This is a genomic window from Roseovarius litoreus (assembly GCF_900142765.1).
Lineage (GTDB): Bacteria > Pseudomonadota > Alphaproteobacteria > Rhodobacterales > Rhodobacteraceae > Roseovarius > Roseovarius litoreus.
This window is the reverse complement of record NZ_FRCB01000005.1, coordinates 35,347-51,486: the sequence shown is the minus strand read 5'-3', so window position 1 is coordinate 51,486 and position 16,140 is coordinate 35,347. Positions and strand designations below refer to the sequence as shown.

Below are 16,140 nucleotides of genomic sequence, written 5' to 3'. Positions count from 1 at the left end.
CCGGCTCAGAACAGCGTCAGTTGATCCCCCGGCCGCTCCGGCGGCCGGAAGAGGTCGCATCGCAACTCGGGCTGTGGCCGGTCCAGTCCAAGGCGCCTAGCCGCCACGCGAAACCGCTGCGCAACCATCTGCGCATAAGGCCCCGTGCCACGCATCCGACGCCCCCATGCCGGGTCATAGTCGCGGCCCCCATGCATCTCGCGCACCAACCCCATGACGCGCGCCGCGCGGTCGGGGTATTGCGCCTCGAGCCAGTGCCGGAACATCGGCGCCACCTCCAGCGGCAGACGCAGCATGATCCAGGTTGCCGCTTGTGCCCCCGCCTGCCCGCCCGCTTGCAAGATCGCCTCAAGCTCGTGATCGCTCAGCCCCGGCACCATCGGGGCGGCCATGATCCGCACCGGAATGCCCGCCGCACTCAGCCGGGAGATCGTCGCCAGACGCCGTTTGGGCGACGGCGCGCGCGGTTCCATCCGGCGTGCAAGACCCGCATCCAGCGTGGTCACCGACACGCCCACCCGCACAAGTCCCCGCGCCGCCATGACCGACAAAATGTCGATATCGCGCTCGATCAGCGTGCCGCGCGTCACGATCGCCACCGGATGACCGCAATCCGCCAGAACCTCCAGACAGGCGCGCGTGATACGCTGCTCCTTCTCGATCGGCTGATAGGGATCGGTATTCGTGCCGATGGCAATCGGCGCCACCTTGTAGGACCGGCTGCGCAATTCCTGCACCAGAACGCGCGGCGCCTCGGGCCGCGCCACAAGCCGCGTCTCGAAATCCAGCCCCGGCGACAGGCCCAGCCAGGCATGGCTGGGCCGGGCAAAGCAATAGACACAGCCATGCTCGCAACCGCGATAGGGGTTGATCGAGCGATCGAACGGCAGATCGGGCGAGCGGTTGTAGGTGATGATCCGCCGCGGCAGCTCTGCGCGTATGTCGGTGCGCAGCACCGGAGTATCCTCGTCCTGCGCCCGTGGCTCCCATCCGTCGCTGTCAAAGACCCGCACATGCCGTTCATGACGCCCCGCGGCATTGTCCGTGGCGCCTCGTCCGACCACCCTTCGGCCCGGATTGATGCTCGTCTCTCGTTCCATCGCCCAAAAATGGAACATATGGGGAACATTTGCAACAACAGCATATAGTTCATGACAAGTTTTCAAGACCAAAGCCTCCAATTCCGGGCTATAGGTCGGTACAAGGGCGGCCAGTGTCGCAATTCGGAAAGTCCATATGCGACAAATTGACGATAGCTGCGCCCAGACAATAGCCAATCGCGCGCGCAAGCGCCACCAGAGCAAGGAAACCGGCCATGTCGGAAGACCAAGACGAAATCATCCTGGCGGATCTCAGCGACGAGGAACTCGTCGAACAGATGTGGGACGATCTTTATGACGGCCTCAAGGAAGAGATCGAGGAAGGCGTCAATATCCTTCTGGAGCGTGGCTGGGCGCCTTACCGCGTCCTGACCGAGGCTCTGGTGGGCGGCATGACCATCGTCGGCAAGGATTTCCGGGACGGCATCCTCTTCGTGCCCGAAGTGCTGCTGGCCGCCAACGCCATGAAAGGCGGGATGTTCATCCTCAAGCCGCTGCTGGCCGAAACCGGTGCGCCGCGCATGGGCTCGATGGTGATCGGCACCGTCAAGGGCGACATCCACGACATCGGCAAGAACCTCGTGTCGATGATGATGGAAGGCGCGGGTTTCGAAGTGGTCGATCTCGGGATCAACAACCCGGTGGAAAACTATCTCGCGGCGCTGGATGAGCACAAGCCGGACATCCTCGGCATGTCGGCGCTGCTGACCACCACCATGCCCTATATGAAGGTGGTGATCGACACGCTGGTCGAACAGGGCAAGCGCGACGATTATATCGTGCTCGTGGGCGGCGCTCCGCTGAACGAGGAATTCGGCAAGGCCATCGGCGCGGACGCCTATTGCCGGGATGCCGCCGTGGCCGTGGAAACCGCCAAGGAATACGTCAAGCGCAAGCACAATCAGGCCGCCACCGCCTGAGCGTGCTGGCGCGCCGAAGCACCGATGGCACCGGCCCGCCCCCCGTGCGGGCCGCTCGCCGTTCAGGGGGGATGCGATGACCGATCTGCCCGATGACACGACCCTGACCGAAACCGGCGCCGACCTGCGGCGCGGCGCGGGCCGTATCCTGCTGATCGCCTGCGGCGCTCTGGCGCGTGAGATCCTTGCCCTGATCCGGATCAACGGCTGGGAGCACCTCGACCTGCAATGCCTGCCCGCCAAGCTGCATCTTTATCCCGACCGCATCGTTTCCGCCGTGGACGAGGCCGTCAGCCGCAACCGCGACCGCTATGACCGGATTTTCGTGGTCTATGCCGATTGCGGCACGGGCGGTCTCTTGCAGGCGCGGTGCGACGCTCTGGGGGTCGAGATGATTCCCGGCCCGCATTGCTATGCCTTCTTCGAGGGAAATGACGCCTTCGCCGCCCATGCCGAGGACGAGATCACCGCCTTCTACCTCACCGATTTTCTCGTCAAGCAGTTCGACGCCTTCGTGTGGAAACCCATGGGGCTGGACCGCCACCCCGAGCTGCGCGACATGCTGTTCGGCAATTACACCAAGCTGGTCTATCAGGCCCAGACCGAAGACCCTGCCCTTCTCGCCAAGGCGCGCGCCTGCGCGGATCGGCTGGGGCTCGAGTTTGAGTACCGGTTCACGGGATATGGCGATCTGGCCACGGCATTGCGGCGTCAGGCGACAGGCGCCTGACCCTCGCCGATCACGCCGCCTCGGCGGCGACGCTGCGAATACGCTCGATCATCGCCCGCAAACCGTTGGATCTTTGCGCCGACAAATGGTCGTTCAACCCCAGCCGGGCCAATTCCGCAGGGGCGTCGACCTTGGTCACCTCCACCACCGGCATATCGTTATAGAGCGCCTTGAGCACCGCGATCAGGCCGCGCACGATCATCGCATCGCTGTCACCTTCGAAACTGAACCGCCCGTCCTCGATCTTCGGATGCAGCCAGACCTGGCTTGCGCAGCCATCCACCTTGGTGGCCGGCACCTTCAGCGCATCGTCCAGCGCCTCCATCGACCGGCCCCGGTCGATCACATAGCGGTATCTGTCCTCCCAATCGTCGAGAAACTCGAAATCCGCGACGATATCCTCAAAAGCTTCAGCTGCCATGACCTGCTCCAATCCTGTCGCCCAAGACCTAGGCAGACAGGCCCGCAAGGTCCAGACCCAGCTTGCACCTTTTCAACGCAGCCCGGATAGGATAACCGGGAAGAAAGGCAGAAGGGCGGTTGTGATGCGGAAATCTCTTGCAGGTCTTGTGATCGTTTCGATGACCCTGTCGGCATGTGGCGGCTGGCGCGACTCGCGCGTCAACCCCTCCAACTGGTTCGGCAACAGCCGGTCCGAGCCTGTGTCCGAAAGCCCGGCCCAGACCAATCCGCTGATCCCCGAACAGACCGGTAGTATCTTCCGCCGCCGCGCTGTCGAAGAGGTGTATCAAGGCACCCCCGTCGATCAGATCACCGCGCTCACCATCGAACGCACCAGCATCGGCGCCATCATCCGCGTCGAAGGCGTGACCCTGCGTCAGGGCGCCTATGACGTGCGCCTGACTTCCGAGACCGAAGGCGAGCCTGTGAACGGCGTTCTGGAACTGACCCTCGCAGCGCTCCAGCCCGACGACACGCCGCAAGGCCCTGAACGGTCACGGACGGTCACGACCGGGCGCGCGCTGTCGGCCACGGATCTGGAAAAGATCACCACCATTCGGGTGATCGGTGCGCGCAACGTGATGACCACCGGGCGCTAAGCGCCCCCACCTTCACAGCTCGACGGTGCGGATATCATTGCCCTTGGCCGTAAGGGCGATCTTGCCGTCGCACAGCCGTATCGCATCCAGACCGAACACATCGGCCCGCCACCCGCTCAGAGCCGGAACATCGCGCTCGCCCGCCGCGATCATGTCGAGGTCGGACGCGCTTGCGATCAGCTTCGAGGCCACGCCAAAGCTTTCGCTCTTGGCCTTCAGCAGCACCCGCAGCAGATCCGCCAAGGCAGGGTTGACCTGCATCTTGGCCATCGAATTGTCGACCTTTGGCATCTCTTCGGGCGGGCAATTCAGCCCGGCCTGCACCGCCTTGAGGATTCCATCCGCGATGTCGCCCTTGCGGGCCTCCCGCAACAGCAGCCGCGACCGTGACAGATCCTCATGCGTCGCAGGCTTGGTCGAGGCCAGCTCGACCAGCGCATCATCCTTGTAGACCCGGCTGCGTGGCACGTCGCGGGCCTGCGCGTATTCCTCCCGGAAGCGCGCCAACTCCCGCACGATGGCCAGAAACCGTCCCGAGGCGTTGCGCGTCTTGACCCGCTTCCATGCCTCGTCTGGGTTCACCCGATAGGTTTCCGGCGCGGTCAGCACCTGCAATTCCTCGGTCACCCATTTCTGCCGGTCCGACTGGGCCAGCTTGCGTGCCAGAAACTCATAGATGTCGCGCAGATGGGTCACATCCGCCAACGCGTATTTCTTTTGCGCATCGGTCAGCGGGCGGCGCGACCAGTCGGTGAAGCGCGAGGTCTTGTCCAACTGTTCCTTGGCGATCTTGCGCACCAGCGTCTCATAGCCCACCTGCTCGCCGAATCCGCAGACCATCGCGGCCACTTGCGTATCGAACAGAGGCGCAGGAATGACACCTGCATCCACGAAGAAAATCTCCAGATCCTGCCGCGCGGCGTGAAACACCTTCACCACGGACTCGTCGCGGAACAGATCGTAAAGCGGCGCCATCGACAGATCCCCCGCCAAGGGGTCCACCAGCACCGCATCCTCCGCGCCCGTGCCGGGCACGGCAAGCTGCACAAGGCACAGCTTGGAATAATAGGTGCGCTCGCGCAGAAACTCGGTATCCACGGTGACATAGTCGAACTGGCGGGCGCGGGTGCAGAATTGTTCGAGTTGCTCGGTTGTCGTCAGCGTTTTCATGAAATCTTATCTGCTCCTGCTCCGGGCCGTTTGTCAGGTATAGGACAAAGCCGGGGGGAAATGAAATGCCCTTGCATCTGTCAGGGCATCATGACGGGTCGGCGATCGCCACCCGCGAACCGGCGCAACACAGCCGGATAAAGCGCGTGCTCCATCTGCAGAACCCGGGCCGCCAGCGTCTCGGGCGTGTCGCCCGGCAGCACCTCGACCCGCGCCTGCCCCAGCACCGGACCATCGTCCAGTTCCGCCGTCACCTCATGCACCGTGCAGCCTGCTTGCGTATCGCCCGCCTCGAGCGCGCGGGCATGTGTGTTCAGACCGCGATACTTGGGCAAAAGCGAGGGGTGAATATTCAGCATCCGGCCCTGCCAGCGGCGCACGAAGCCTTCGGTCAACACCCGCATGAAGCCCGCAAGGCAGATGATATCGGGCGCATGGCGCTCAAGCTCTTCCTGCAACGCCGCCTCGAACGCCACCCGGTCGCCCTTGAAGGGCCGATGATCGACAATTGCGGTCGGCACGCCGCGCGCGCGGGCCTTCTCCAGCCCCCCGGCATCTGCGCTATTGGCCAGCACCAGCACCGGTCGCGCGGGATGATCGCCGGTCATGCTGTCAACCAGCGACACCATGTTGGAGCCGCCCCCGGAAATCAGGATCGCGACGCGTTTGGTCACCCAAGGCGCCCCGTATAGGCCACCCCTTCGGTCGCGGTAACGCGACCCAGCCGATAGACCGTCTCGCCCTCTTCGCGCAGCAGCGCGCTCAGCGCCTCGGCCCGGTCCGCCTCGACCGCAAGCACCATCCCGATCCCGCAATTGAAGGTCTTGAGGATCTCGGCCTGCTCCATCCCGCCTTGCGCGCGCAGCCAGTCAAAGACCGGCGGCAGCGCCCATGCGTCCAGATCCATCTCGACGCCCAGACCCTCGGGCAGAAAACGCGGCACATTCTCGGTCAGCCCGCCGCCGGTGATATGCGCCAGCGCATGCACGCCCCCGGCCCGCACCGCCGCCAGCGCTTGGCGCACATAAAGCCGCGTCGGCGTCAGCAGAACCTCTCCCATCGTGCCCTCGGCCCAGGGGCAGGCATCCTGCCACCCCAGCCCCGACAACTCGATCAGCTTACGCACGAGCGAATAGCCGTTCGAATGGATGCCATCACTGGCCAGCCCAAGCAGAACATCGCCCGTCCCCACGCCCGCCGGAAGGTCCGCGCCGCGCTCCATCGCGCCCACGGCAAATCCCGCCAGATCGAAATCTCCCTCCGGGTACATACCCGGCATCTCGGCGGTCTCTCCCCCGATCAGCGCACAGCCCGAACGCACACAGCCCTCGGCGATCCCTTCGACAATGCGCGCGGCCTTGTCCGTCTCCAGCTTGCCGGTGGCGAAATAATCCAGGAAGAACAGCGGCTCGGCACCCTGACACACCAGATCGTTGACACACATCGCCACAAGGTCGATCCCCACGCCATCCACATTGCCGGTATCGATCGCAATGCGCAGCTTGGTGCCCACCCCATCGGTCGCAGCCACAAGGATCGGGTCGCTATAGCCCGCGGCCTTCAGATCGAACAGCCCGCCGAACCCGCCAAGGCCAGACATCACACCGGCGCGGTTGGTGCGCTTGGCCGCAGGCTTGATCCGGTCGACAAGCGCGTTGCCCGCGTCGATATCCACACCGGCATCGGCATATGTGATCCCATTCCTGCGCTCGGTCATCTCGGGCCCTCCAGATGAATTCGCCACTCCGTTAGACGATCCCCCTGCCCGGTGCAATCTGAAAGCCTTGACGCCCCCGGACTGCGTGCTTACGAAAGCCTCAGGTCGGGCCTGTAGCTCAATTGGTTAGAGCAGAGCGCTCATAACGCTTTGGTTGGGGGTTCGAGTCCCTCCGGGCCTACCATCCATCCCCTTGAATTCAAACAATTCCCTTGCATGCCAGTGCCATGGTCCAGTCTATGGGTACAAATAACCGTCCCAAGGCAGGCAAGGTCAGGCATCCGATAAATCGCGCCATCAGGTATCGAGCAAGGCCCATTGCGCCGAAACGCTTGCGTGGAATCGCAGGCTGGACTGAATTATATGCCTTCGCCGACGGAAGTCGGGTCGAGAATGGCGAGGCAGGCATACTCGCACTCACGGACGCCCCGTTTCTGGCAGACATGCGGATGCCCAGCCATGCCCTGGCTTCGCGCCTTGGTCGTGGCTCAAGATCCCGATTGTGACCCCGCGCGTCACAGCATCGATCAACGTTTTTCCAGCCGCAAGGCCATCACGATAAGCGCGGCACCGCTACCCAAAAGCTCCAGTGACAGGATAACGCCCAGTTGCAAGGTCACGCCGAACAGAACCATCCCGGCCAGCAAAACCGACAGCCCGCCCGCCGCAAGGACGGCCCAGAACATCGGATCAGTCCGGTAGCGTCGTCCGATCCAGAGCTTTGCCAGACCACCGATCAAGAGCAATCCGCCAAGAAGCCAGCGCAAGAGCATGCCGTCGCCGAACGGACCCATCAAGAGCGACAAACCCAGAAACAGCCCCGCCGCAGCAAACAGCACCGCTCCGGCGCGCTCGCGAAAGGCCGTGGACATCCATGCCGCACGTCCCTGCAAAAGCGCCATCAACACCAATGCCCAGCCGACGATGGTCGTGGACGCGATCTGTGCTGCATTCGGATTGATCAGGCCCAGCACGCCGCCCACCAAGGCGACCAGCCCCGCCAATAGCCACCATAGCCAGTTTCTCATCGCCGCCTCCTCAGCTCGCCCGATCACGGGCCGCAAGACCCAGAGTGACAAGGGAAATTCCGTTCGAGATCAGTTCGACAGCCAGCAGGATACCGAGAACCACTGCCGCCGAAAACGGGAAACTCGTCAGGATCATCACACCAAGCACAAGCGAGACGATCCCCGCCAGAAGTAGCATGGTCCGGAGCCCGGCGGTCGGCATACGGAAGGCGAGGAAGATCCGCAGCGCGCCAACGAACAGCATCAGGCAGGCCACCGCAACGGTCAGCTGAAGCACACCCTGCAGGGGGTTGCTCACCAGATTGATGCCGATCGCCAAAACCGCAGCCCCCAGCACCAGCGACAACAATCGCGAGCCCCAGCTGTCATCTGCAAAGATCGACAGCAGCATGAGCGCACCGATGGCCATGAAGAGATACCCGGTCAACAATTCAGCCGTCAGCGTCGCTGCCAGTGGGTTGAATAGAGCAAGAATGCCACCCAACAGCGATAACGCGCCGATACCCAGCAAAAGAAAGGAATTCGTCATGATAATTCTCCCAAAAGGATCAACAGCTATGCCTCCGAAGGCTCCGCGGACAGATCGAAACTATCCAGACGGAACCGGTCACTCAGCCAAACCAGCAGTCGCGCGGGAAGCGACAGCGCAGCGCGCTCATCCATCACCCGGCGCGCCAGAGCGGGGTTGTTTGTGATCAGCCCGTCAACGCCCATCGATATCATCCGCGACATGGCGCGCGGATCGTCCACCGTCCAGACATAGACCCGCTTCTGCGCCGCATGTGCGCGACGCAAAAGCTGCCCCGAGACCTGCCCGGTATTGACTGCGAGGAATTCGGCATCCAGTGCGCTCAGATCACCGATTGCCCTTGCCGCAAGGATGCCCACCGGCCAATCGGGGCGCAGGGCGCGCATCCTCGCCACGCCCTCGCGCTTGAGTGACATGATCATGACGTCATCTGACATGCCCGTCTCTTCGACCAGGTCCGCCACGCGTTCCTCCAGCCGATCGTCATGGCCGTAATACTTCAACTCGATCAGGACCTGCCCCCGTCCCTTCGCCATATTCAGCACCATGCGCAACGTGGGCACCCGCGCGTCTGAATATGCAGGGTCGAACCAGCTTCCGATATCGATCCGCGCAAGGTCCTCCGGCATCGCCTCCCATACCTTGAGCGGCACGCCCGCCTGTTTCATGAAATCGCTGTCATGGGTCACGATCACGGTTCCGTCGGCAATTTCCTGCACGTCGATCTCGACCCAGTCGGCGCGGTCCTGCAGCGCCTTTTCCACCGCGGCCAGCGTGTTCTCGGGTCGCACCGCCGCCGCACCGCGATGCGCGATGATCTCGACCGTATGCGGCGCCGCAAGACGCCCCGCAAGATCATCAAGAACCGCAACCGCGCCCAACCCGGTCACAACCGACGCAACGGCAAGCCCGGTCAGCACCAGAGAACCGCGCAGCGGCGCAACATCCGGCTTCCGAGCAGGCCTGTTTGGGACCACGCTGAGATGCAGGTCATTCAAAAGCAAAGCCAGCGCCGCGTTGGATACAGCTGCGAGGATCGCGTTCGCCAAGGACCACAGCGCGAGCGACAGCAGCGTCGCCACGACCACCCTCTCAAGGCTCGGCAGCGCAAGCGCCTGTGCTCCTGCCCCAAGCGCGCCGAACACCGCAGCACCCCCTGCGGCAAGCGCCAGGCGCAGCGCAAGCCAGGCAAGAATGCGCTGGATCACCGCCCCGCGCCGCTTGCGCAGATACGCCTCGCTCCGTGCAAAACAGTCGCGCGCCGGCACCCCGTCAATCAGCCGCAAATGCAGCACCAGCGCCCAACCCGACAACCGCCAGATCAGCAGCACTGCCACAACCAGCCCCAGAAGGCCGATCACGCCCGCGACCAGCAAGAATTCCGGCGGCCGATAGGTCAGGTAATAGTTGATGTCGTGAGTTCTCAACACCAGCGCCGCCACCGCCGCGCCCGCCGCGAGAAACGGCACAACCAGCACAGCCACCCGCAGGACGAGGCGCCACGCAAGGCCGAACACCGCCACCAGCCATGACAGGACCGCCTGCCAAGCCGCAACGAGCGCAGGCCACGCCCCCCTGACCGGCTGGCGCAGAACGGCCGTCATCAAGGCGAGGTCGAGAACCGTTGCGACAATCAGCACCCCCGCTACCGCCACGGCGCCAAGCGCACCGAGCGGGGACAACACGAAGCCCGCGATGTCCTGATCGGTGAGCGCCGGATCACCCGACCAGCGCAGCGCAAGGCCCAGCATCACCCCCGCAAGGGGCACCACGACAACCGACACCACCAGCCGAACACTCAGATGCAGCGCCGTAAACAGCAGCGCGCGGGACAGGGCCTGGCGATAGGCTGAAAGGACCGCATGCAGCCCCACCGTTCAGGTCTCCGCTTCCGTTTTCTTGCGCCCTTTCACACGTTCCCGAAGCGACTGGAATGCCACGTATAGCGCCGGGATGACGAAAATGCCGACCAGCGCCGCCGCCAGCATTCCGCCCGCCACGCCCGTACCCACGGCCCGGCGCGATAGCATCGAGGCACCTTCTGCGGTGACCAGCGGGATGAGACCCGCGATAAAGGCAAAGGAGGTCATCATCACTGCGCGGAAACGTGCATGCGCGCCGGATATGGCGGCCTGCACGATCTCTTCGCCCTCTTCACGCCGCGCCTTGGCGAATTCCACAATCAGGATGGCGTTCTTGGCGGCGAGCGCGAGCAGCACCACCAGCCCGATCTGTGCGTAGATGTTGAAGGGCAGACCGGTCAGCAACAGCGCCGCGATCGCCCCGGCCACCCCGAACACGACCGACAGCATGACCGGCACCGGGATGGTCCAGCTTTCGTACAGCGCCACGAGGAAGAGATAGGCAAAGAGCAGCGCCAGCGCGAGGATAACCGTTGTCTGACCGGCCGCCTGCTTCTCCTGCAGCGCGGTGCCGGTCCATTCGTACTCATAGCCCGGAGGCAGGCTGGCTTCAGCCACCTCCTCCATCGCCACCAGCGCCTCCCCGGACGAGACCCCCGGCGCCGGCATGCCGCTGATCTTGGCCGCCCGCTGGTTGTTGTAGCGTGAGAGCGACATCGGCCCGGTGACGTATTCGATCCGCGCGAAGGCGCCCACCGGCACCATTTCTCCGGACGCACTGCGCACATGGATGCGGGCAATGTCGTCCACAGCGTCGCGATACTCTGACGAGGCGCTCATCCGAACTTGCCAGGAACGCCCGAAGAGGTTGAAATCGTTGATATACGCCGATCCGAGCGTCGGTTGCAGAGCGGCAAATACATCCGACACGGGAATTCCCAGAGCATAAAGCCGCTCGCGGTCGATCTCGAGGAAAAGCTGCGGGCTGTTGGCCGAGAACGTGCTGTAGACCCCCGAAAGCGACGGGTTTCCGTTGGCCGCGAAGGACAGCCCCCGCGCGGTCTCGGCCAGTTCCTGCGGCGTGCGCCCTTGCGTGTCGAGCAGCTGCATCTCGAAGCCCGATCCGCTGCCAAGCCCGGCGATGGGCGGCAGGTTGAAGGCGATGATCTGCGCCGAGCGGATCGCCGCACCCTGCCGCATGGCCTCGTTGATCGCATTGAAGACGCTGGTTTCCTCGGTGGTGCGCTCGGCGAAGTCCTGCATCGAGACCAGCGCGAAGGCGGCGTTGGATTTGGTGATGCCGTCGAGCAGCGAGAAGCCGGTCACGGAGGTAACCGACTCCACCCCTGGCAGGCCCATCAGGACCTCCTCGACCTTGCGCTGCGCGGCAAGCGTGCGATTGACGGAAGCCGCCTCGGGCAGGCGTGCCTCGACGATGAAGGATCCCTGATCTTCAGAGGGCAGGAAACCGGAGGGCACCGCCTTGAACAGCCCCCCGGTAAGCGCAAAGGCCCCGATCAGCAGCGCCAGTCCAAGCACCGCGCGCCGGGCGATGGCGCCGGCGATCCGGGTATAGCCGTCGCGCCCCTTGTCGATGCCACGTGAAATCGCGCCCATGATCCCCTTCTTCGGCCCATGATGGGGCTTGAGGATGATCGCGCAGAGCGCGGGCGAAAGGGTCAGCGCATTGATCGCTGAGATCACCATCGAGACCGAGACGGCGACCGCAAATTGCTGGAAGAGCTGGCCCGATATGCCCGGAATGAATGCCACCGGCACAAAGACCGACAGCAGCACCATGGTGATGGCGAGGATCGCACCAGTGATCTCCGACATCGCCGCCGAGGCGGCCTCGGCCGGTGTCATCTCGGGGTTCTGCTCCATTTTCGCCTCGACCGCCTCGACCACGACGATGGCATCATCGACCACGATCCCGATAGCCAGCACCAATGCCAGCAGCGACACGGTGTTGAGCGAGAACCCCATCGCCAGCATCACCGCAAAGGTCCCGACCAGCGCCACAGGAACCGCGATGAGCGGCACGATCGTGGCGCGCAGCGAGCCAAGGAAGATGAAGACCACCAGCACCACCAGGATGAACGCCTCGATCAGGGTGTGCTCGACCTCGGTGATGCTTTCCTTGACGAAGGTGGAACTGTCCGAGACGATCTCATAGGCCATGCCGGGTGGGAAATCCGCCGCCACCGCCTCCATCATCGCCTTGGCGCCATCAGCGGCGGCAATCGCGTTGCCGCCCGGAGCAAGATAGATCCCGATCAACGTCGCAGGTCGGCCGTCAAAGCTCGTCACCACGTCTGAATTCTTCTCTCCAAGGTCCACCTCGGCCACATCACGAATGCGCACCACGCTGCCATCGGCCCCCGCGCGCAGGATGATCGCGCCGAATTCCTCGGGGCTCGACAGCCGCCCCTTGGTGGAAATGTTGAGCTGCAGACCCGGATCCTCGGTCACTGGCTGGCCACCCACGCGCCCAATGGCGGCCTGCAGGTTCTGGCTGCGCAGCGCGGCGGTGACATCCGAGGGCGTGAGGTTCAGCGCCGCCAACCGGTCAACGTCGAGATTGATGCGCATGGCAAACTCGTTGGCACCGAACATCGAGGCATCGCCAACGCCCTCGACCCGCTTGATCCGGTCCATGAGGTAGAGCCGGGCATAATTGGTGAGGTCATTGCCCTCAAGCGCATCGGTTTCGGCATATAGCGCGATACCCATCAGCAGCGAGGAGGATTTCTTGGCCACCCGGACACCGGTCTGGCGCACCTCCGACGGCAATAGCGGCTCGGCCAACGAGACTCGGTTCTGAACGTTGACGGTTGCGATATCGGGATCGGTTCCCACCTCGAAGCTGATATTCAGGATATAGGTGCCGTCGGCGCCCGACGTCGAGGACATGTAGATCATGTCGTCCACGCCCACGATCTGGTCCTCGATCACCTGGGCGACGGTCTGCTCCACCACTTCGGCCCCTGCTCCGGGATAGGCGGCGGTGACCGCGACCTGTGGCGGCACAATATCGGGAAACTGCTCGACCGGCATCCGCGTCAACGCGATAAGGCCCGCCAGAAACAGCACGATGGAAATGACCCCGGCGAAACGGGGGCGCTTGATGAACGTATCGGCCAGCATGGATCAGCCCTCGGGTGCGGCGGCATCGACGACCGCGCCGACACGTACCTTGTTGACACCCTCGGTGATCACGCGCTCGCCCTCGCTCAGCCCCGCACCGATCACGGCAAAGCCCTGGGCATTGCGCAAAACCGTGATGCGGCGCTGCTCGGCCACCTCGCCCTCGCCCACCACGAGCACAAACGCTCCTTGAATATCGCGCTGCACCGCCTCTGCGGGGATCGCCAATTCACCCTCCGGCGTGTCGGTCGTGAGCGTCACGCGCACCAGTTCCCCGTCCAGCAAACGTCCTTCGGGGTTGGCAAAGCGTGCGCGCAGCATCACGCTGTCCGTGCCCGAGTTGACACGGCTGTCTACAAAATCGATGTCACCCTGCGCGTCATAGACAGTGCCATTGGCCAGCGTCAGGCGAACGGCGGCCTCTCTGGAGACCTCTCCGCGTTCCACCCGTTCCAGAAAGGTGCGCAGGAGTGCCGTCGGCACCGGAAATTCGGCATGGATCGGGTCGAGCTGCACAAGGGTCGCCAGCGCGCCCGACTCCGGCCCCACAAGCGCACCTTCATCCACCGCGCTATTGCCGATGCGCCCCGAGAAAGGCGCCTTGATCACGGTATAGGACAAGTTGGTGCGCGCCCGGTCCAATGCGGCCTCAAGGCGCAACACATCGGCCTCCACTGTCGCAAGCGCCGCTTCGGCCTGATCCAGACGTGCCTGCGCCCCCGCTTCGCGCAGCACAAGCTCGGACTGCCGATCTCGTTCTAGTCGCGCCAGATCACGTTGCGCCTGCGCCGCGCGCAGAGCGCCCTCCGCTTCACGCATCGCCGCGTCGTAGAGGTCGCTTTCGATGACGAAAAGCGGTTGGTCCTGCTCGACAATTGCACCGGGGACGAAACCGATATTCTCGATCACACCGGAAACACGCGCCACAAGGGCCACTCTTCGATTGGCGTCCAGACGTCCATTGAAATCAGAGACTTCCGCCAGGTTTCGCGTCGTCACCTCGACGGCAACCACGGCTGCGGGCGGCGGATTGTCCTGTGAAATTACGGCACTGCCAAAAAATACAAAGGCAGCTGTTACAAACAGCGTTCTAATCATTTCGACACCATAATGCTAAAAATATACCCTCAAATGATACCCAATGGGTCTCAAGAGTCACCCGAAATCTCGCGGTTCAACGTCTTTGTTGAACGCCCCCTTCGATCCCCGCTGTTGAGAGCGGCGTCGGCTACGTGGTTGGCACCACTCCCTTAGGCAGGTCTCGATATTCCTTCGAAATCGATCCGCCGACAGGGTCATCACCAAGGATGCGCGTCTACAAATCCAGCGCCACCGTATCTCTTCTTCCCTGAAGCGGTCCGCCTTTGACCTGAGGCATCAGCCAAAGGTGGACCGCGTGCAACGATGGAACAAAGCACTGCATGTCGCGAGAATCCCTGTTTCAGGTTTTTCGCGAAACGCTTTACCGTTGCGCGGCATGGATGCATGACATTAGGCTGCCACATGACCAAGCGAAGACCGCCGATCAATGCAAAGCGGCGATCCCCGCCCGGCTCTGTCCCGGGCCAGCTCCAGATCGCCCATTCCGCCGGAAAGTCCAAAATCCGTGTCATGGCCTTCGGGCCAGACGCGCTGGAGGAGCGGCAGGTCACCGATCTGAACGCCATCCTCGAGATGAAGCGAAAATTCACGACGATCTGGGTCGATATCGTTCAATTCGGCGACCCGGACCTGATTTCGCAGATCGGGGACACATTCGGCCTGCACAGTCTGGCGCTGGAAGACGCGGTCAACACCCATCAACGCCCCAAAGTCGAGGAATACGACGATCACCTGTTCGTGGTCGCGTTGATGCCGGGCGTCGATGACCCGATCCATGCGGAACAGGTCGCGTTCTTCATCGGGGCGGGCTACGTCATCACGTTCCAGGAACGCCCCGGAGACTGTTTCGAAAACGTCCGCGACCGGCTCCGCAGGGGCACCGGGCGCATCCGCAGCATGGGCAGCGATTACACGGCCTATGCCTTGCTGGATGCGATCATCGACAGCTATTTCCCCGCTCTGGAGAAAATGGGCGATCGGCTCGAGGCGCTCGAAACCCGTGTCATCGACGACCCCGCCCCCGAAAACATCGCCGATCTGCACGACATGAAGCGCGCGCTTTTGCTTCTGCGCCGCGCGATCTGGCCGCACCGGGACGTCTTCAACAGCCTGATCCGCAACGAGCATCCTCTCATCTCCCATGAGACCAGACCGTTTCTGCGCGACTGCTACGATCACAGCGTGCAATTGATGGACATTGTCGAAACCTATCGCGAGATGGCCTCGGGTTTGGTGGACATGCATATTTCAAGCGTCAGCATGAAGCTGAACGAGGTCATGAAAGTTCTGACCATCGTGGCGACGATCTTCATTCCCCTGAGCTTCATCGCCAGCGTCTACGGCATGAATTTCAACCGCGGGATATCGCCCTGGAACATGCCCGAGCTTGACTGGTATCTGGGCTATCCCTTCGCACTTCTGCTGATGTGCGCCTCGGCCGCGGGCCTTCTTTGGTACATCTGGAAAAAGGGCTGGTTGCGCTAAGCGACCGGCCTGAAGGCGCCGGGCTTTACCGGGCATTCGCACCCCGCGGCGCAAGGCCTCCACCGCTCGTGCGTGCCGCCTCCGGGGCCGTAGCACTGAAAAGCCTGCGCACGCACCAAGCCCGGCGACTGCCCCCGAACGGCCCGGCCAAAGACCGATGATACGGGCATAAACCTTAGTCATATATCGGGGTTCATGTCGTCATTCCGACTTCAGTCCAATGGATTTTCACAGCCTGACGGGGAACATGTCCAACAAACGAGGCACGAGCAGCCTCCCGTTTGCGGAGA

At 63.2% G+C, this 16,140-nt stretch carries 14 protein-coding genes and 1 tRNA gene; 5 read left to right on the top strand and 10 right to left on the bottom strand.

Features of this window, described 5'->3' with window-relative positions; genetic code table 11:
* Window positions 1-5: 5 nt before the first annotated feature.
* Window positions 6-1,100 carry a PA0069 family radical SAM protein gene (locus F3H35_RS10945; protein ID WP_223228384.1) on the bottom strand — a complete coding sequence of 365 codons (1,095 nt, stop codon included), beginning with the start codon at window positions 1,098-1,100 and terminating at the stop codon, window positions 6-8.
* 215 nt (window positions 1,101-1,315) lie between these two features.
* Here F3H35_RS10945 and F3H35_RS10940 point away from each other — a divergent pair, with 215 nt between their 5' ends.
* Window positions 1,316-2,020, top strand: coding sequence for a corrinoid protein (locus tag F3H35_RS10940; RefSeq protein ID WP_007815634.1), 705 nt, complete (start codon window positions 1,316-1,318; stop codon window positions 2,018-2,020).
* 76 nt (window positions 2,021-2,096) lie between these two features.
* Window positions 2,097-2,750, top strand: coding sequence for a DUF1638 domain-containing protein (locus tag F3H35_RS10935; RefSeq protein WP_149779638.1), 654 nt, complete (start codon window positions 2,097-2,099; stop codon window positions 2,748-2,750).
* A gap of 10 nt (window positions 2,751-2,760) precedes the next feature.
* On the opposite strand, the gene F3H35_RS10930 is transcribed toward F3H35_RS10935, so the two are convergent.
* Window positions 2,761-3,171, bottom strand: a complete 411-nt coding sequence (locus F3H35_RS10930; RefSeq protein ID WP_149779637.1) for a SufE family protein — start codon at window positions 3,169-3,171, stop codon at window positions 2,761-2,763.
* Between the two features lie 124 nt (window positions 3,172-3,295).
* Here F3H35_RS10930 and F3H35_RS10925 point away from each other — a divergent pair, with 124 nt between their 5' ends.
* Window positions 3,296-3,811: a hypothetical protein gene (locus F3H35_RS10925; RefSeq protein WP_149779636.1), complete on the top strand. Its 516-nt coding sequence runs from the start codon at window positions 3,296-3,298 to the stop codon at window positions 3,809-3,811.
* 12 nt (window positions 3,812-3,823) lie between these two features.
* Here F3H35_RS10925 and rnd read toward each other — a convergent pair whose 3' ends face one another.
* The 3 genes from rnd to purM all read right to left on the bottom strand — a co-directional run bounded on the left by rnd (window position 3,824) and on the right by purM (window position 6,698).
* Window positions 3,824-4,981: a ribonuclease D gene (gene rnd / locus F3H35_RS10920; RefSeq protein ID WP_149779635.1), complete on the bottom strand. Its 1,158-nt coding sequence runs from the start codon at window positions 4,979-4,981 to the stop codon at window positions 3,824-3,826.
* Between the two features lie 80 nt (window positions 4,982-5,061).
* Entirely contained in the window at window positions 5,062-5,655 is a 594-nt protein-coding gene (gene purN / locus F3H35_RS10915) for a phosphoribosylglycinamide formyltransferase (RefSeq protein WP_149779634.1), read from the bottom strand.
* On the bottom strand, window positions 5,652-6,698 hold the full coding sequence (gene purM / locus F3H35_RS10910) for a phosphoribosylformylglycinamidine cyclo-ligase (RefSeq protein WP_149779633.1): 1,047 nt from the start codon (window positions 6,696-6,698) through the stop codon (window positions 5,652-5,654). The genes purN and purM overlap by 4 nt, the downstream gene beginning before the upstream one ends.
* A gap of 107 nt (window positions 6,699-6,805) precedes the next feature.
* Between purM and F3H35_RS10905 the strand changes: the two genes are divergently transcribed.
* A tRNA-Ile gene (locus tag F3H35_RS10905) sits at window positions 6,806-6,882 on the top strand.
* 343 nt (window positions 6,883-7,225) lie between these two features.
* Here F3H35_RS10905 and F3H35_RS10900 read toward each other — a convergent pair.
* The 5 genes from F3H35_RS10900 to F3H35_RS10880 are packed head-to-tail and all read right to left on the bottom strand — an operon-like array spanning window position 7,226 to window position 14,278.
* Window positions 7,226-7,726: a DUF308 domain-containing protein gene (locus tag F3H35_RS10900; RefSeq protein WP_149779632.1), complete on the bottom strand. Its 501-nt coding sequence runs from the start codon at window positions 7,724-7,726 to the stop codon at window positions 7,226-7,228.
* Between the two features lie 10 nt (window positions 7,727-7,736).
* Window positions 7,737-8,255, bottom strand: a complete 519-nt coding sequence (locus tag F3H35_RS10895) for an HdeD family acid-resistance protein (protein ID WP_149779631.1) — start codon at window positions 8,253-8,255, stop codon at window positions 7,737-7,739.
* A gap of 26 nt (window positions 8,256-8,281) precedes the next feature.
* A complete protein-coding gene (locus F3H35_RS10890) occupies window positions 8,282-10,129 on the bottom strand; it encodes a glycerophosphodiester phosphodiesterase family protein (RefSeq protein WP_149779630.1) in 1,848 nt (615 codons plus the stop codon).
* A gap of 3 nt (window positions 10,130-10,132) precedes the next feature.
* Entirely contained in the window at window positions 10,133-13,264 is a 3,132-nt protein-coding gene (locus tag F3H35_RS10885; RefSeq protein ID WP_149779629.1) for an efflux RND transporter permease subunit, read from the bottom strand.
* A gap of 3 nt (window positions 13,265-13,267) precedes the next feature.
* The gene (locus F3H35_RS10880) at window positions 13,268-14,278 is read right to left on the bottom strand and encodes an efflux RND transporter periplasmic adaptor subunit (RefSeq protein WP_188129951.1); all 1,011 of its coding nucleotides are present in this window, start codon (window positions 14,276-14,278) and stop codon (window positions 13,268-13,270) included.
* A 489-nt stretch (window positions 14,279-14,767) separates the two neighbouring features.
* On the opposite strand from F3H35_RS10880, the gene corA reads away from it, so the two are divergent.
* Window positions 14,768-15,850, top strand: a complete 1,083-nt coding sequence (gene corA, locus F3H35_RS10875) for a magnesium/cobalt transporter CorA (RefSeq protein WP_188129950.1) — start codon at window positions 14,768-14,770, stop codon at window positions 15,848-15,850.
* The last annotated feature ends 290 nt before the right edge of the window (window positions 15,851-16,140 follow it).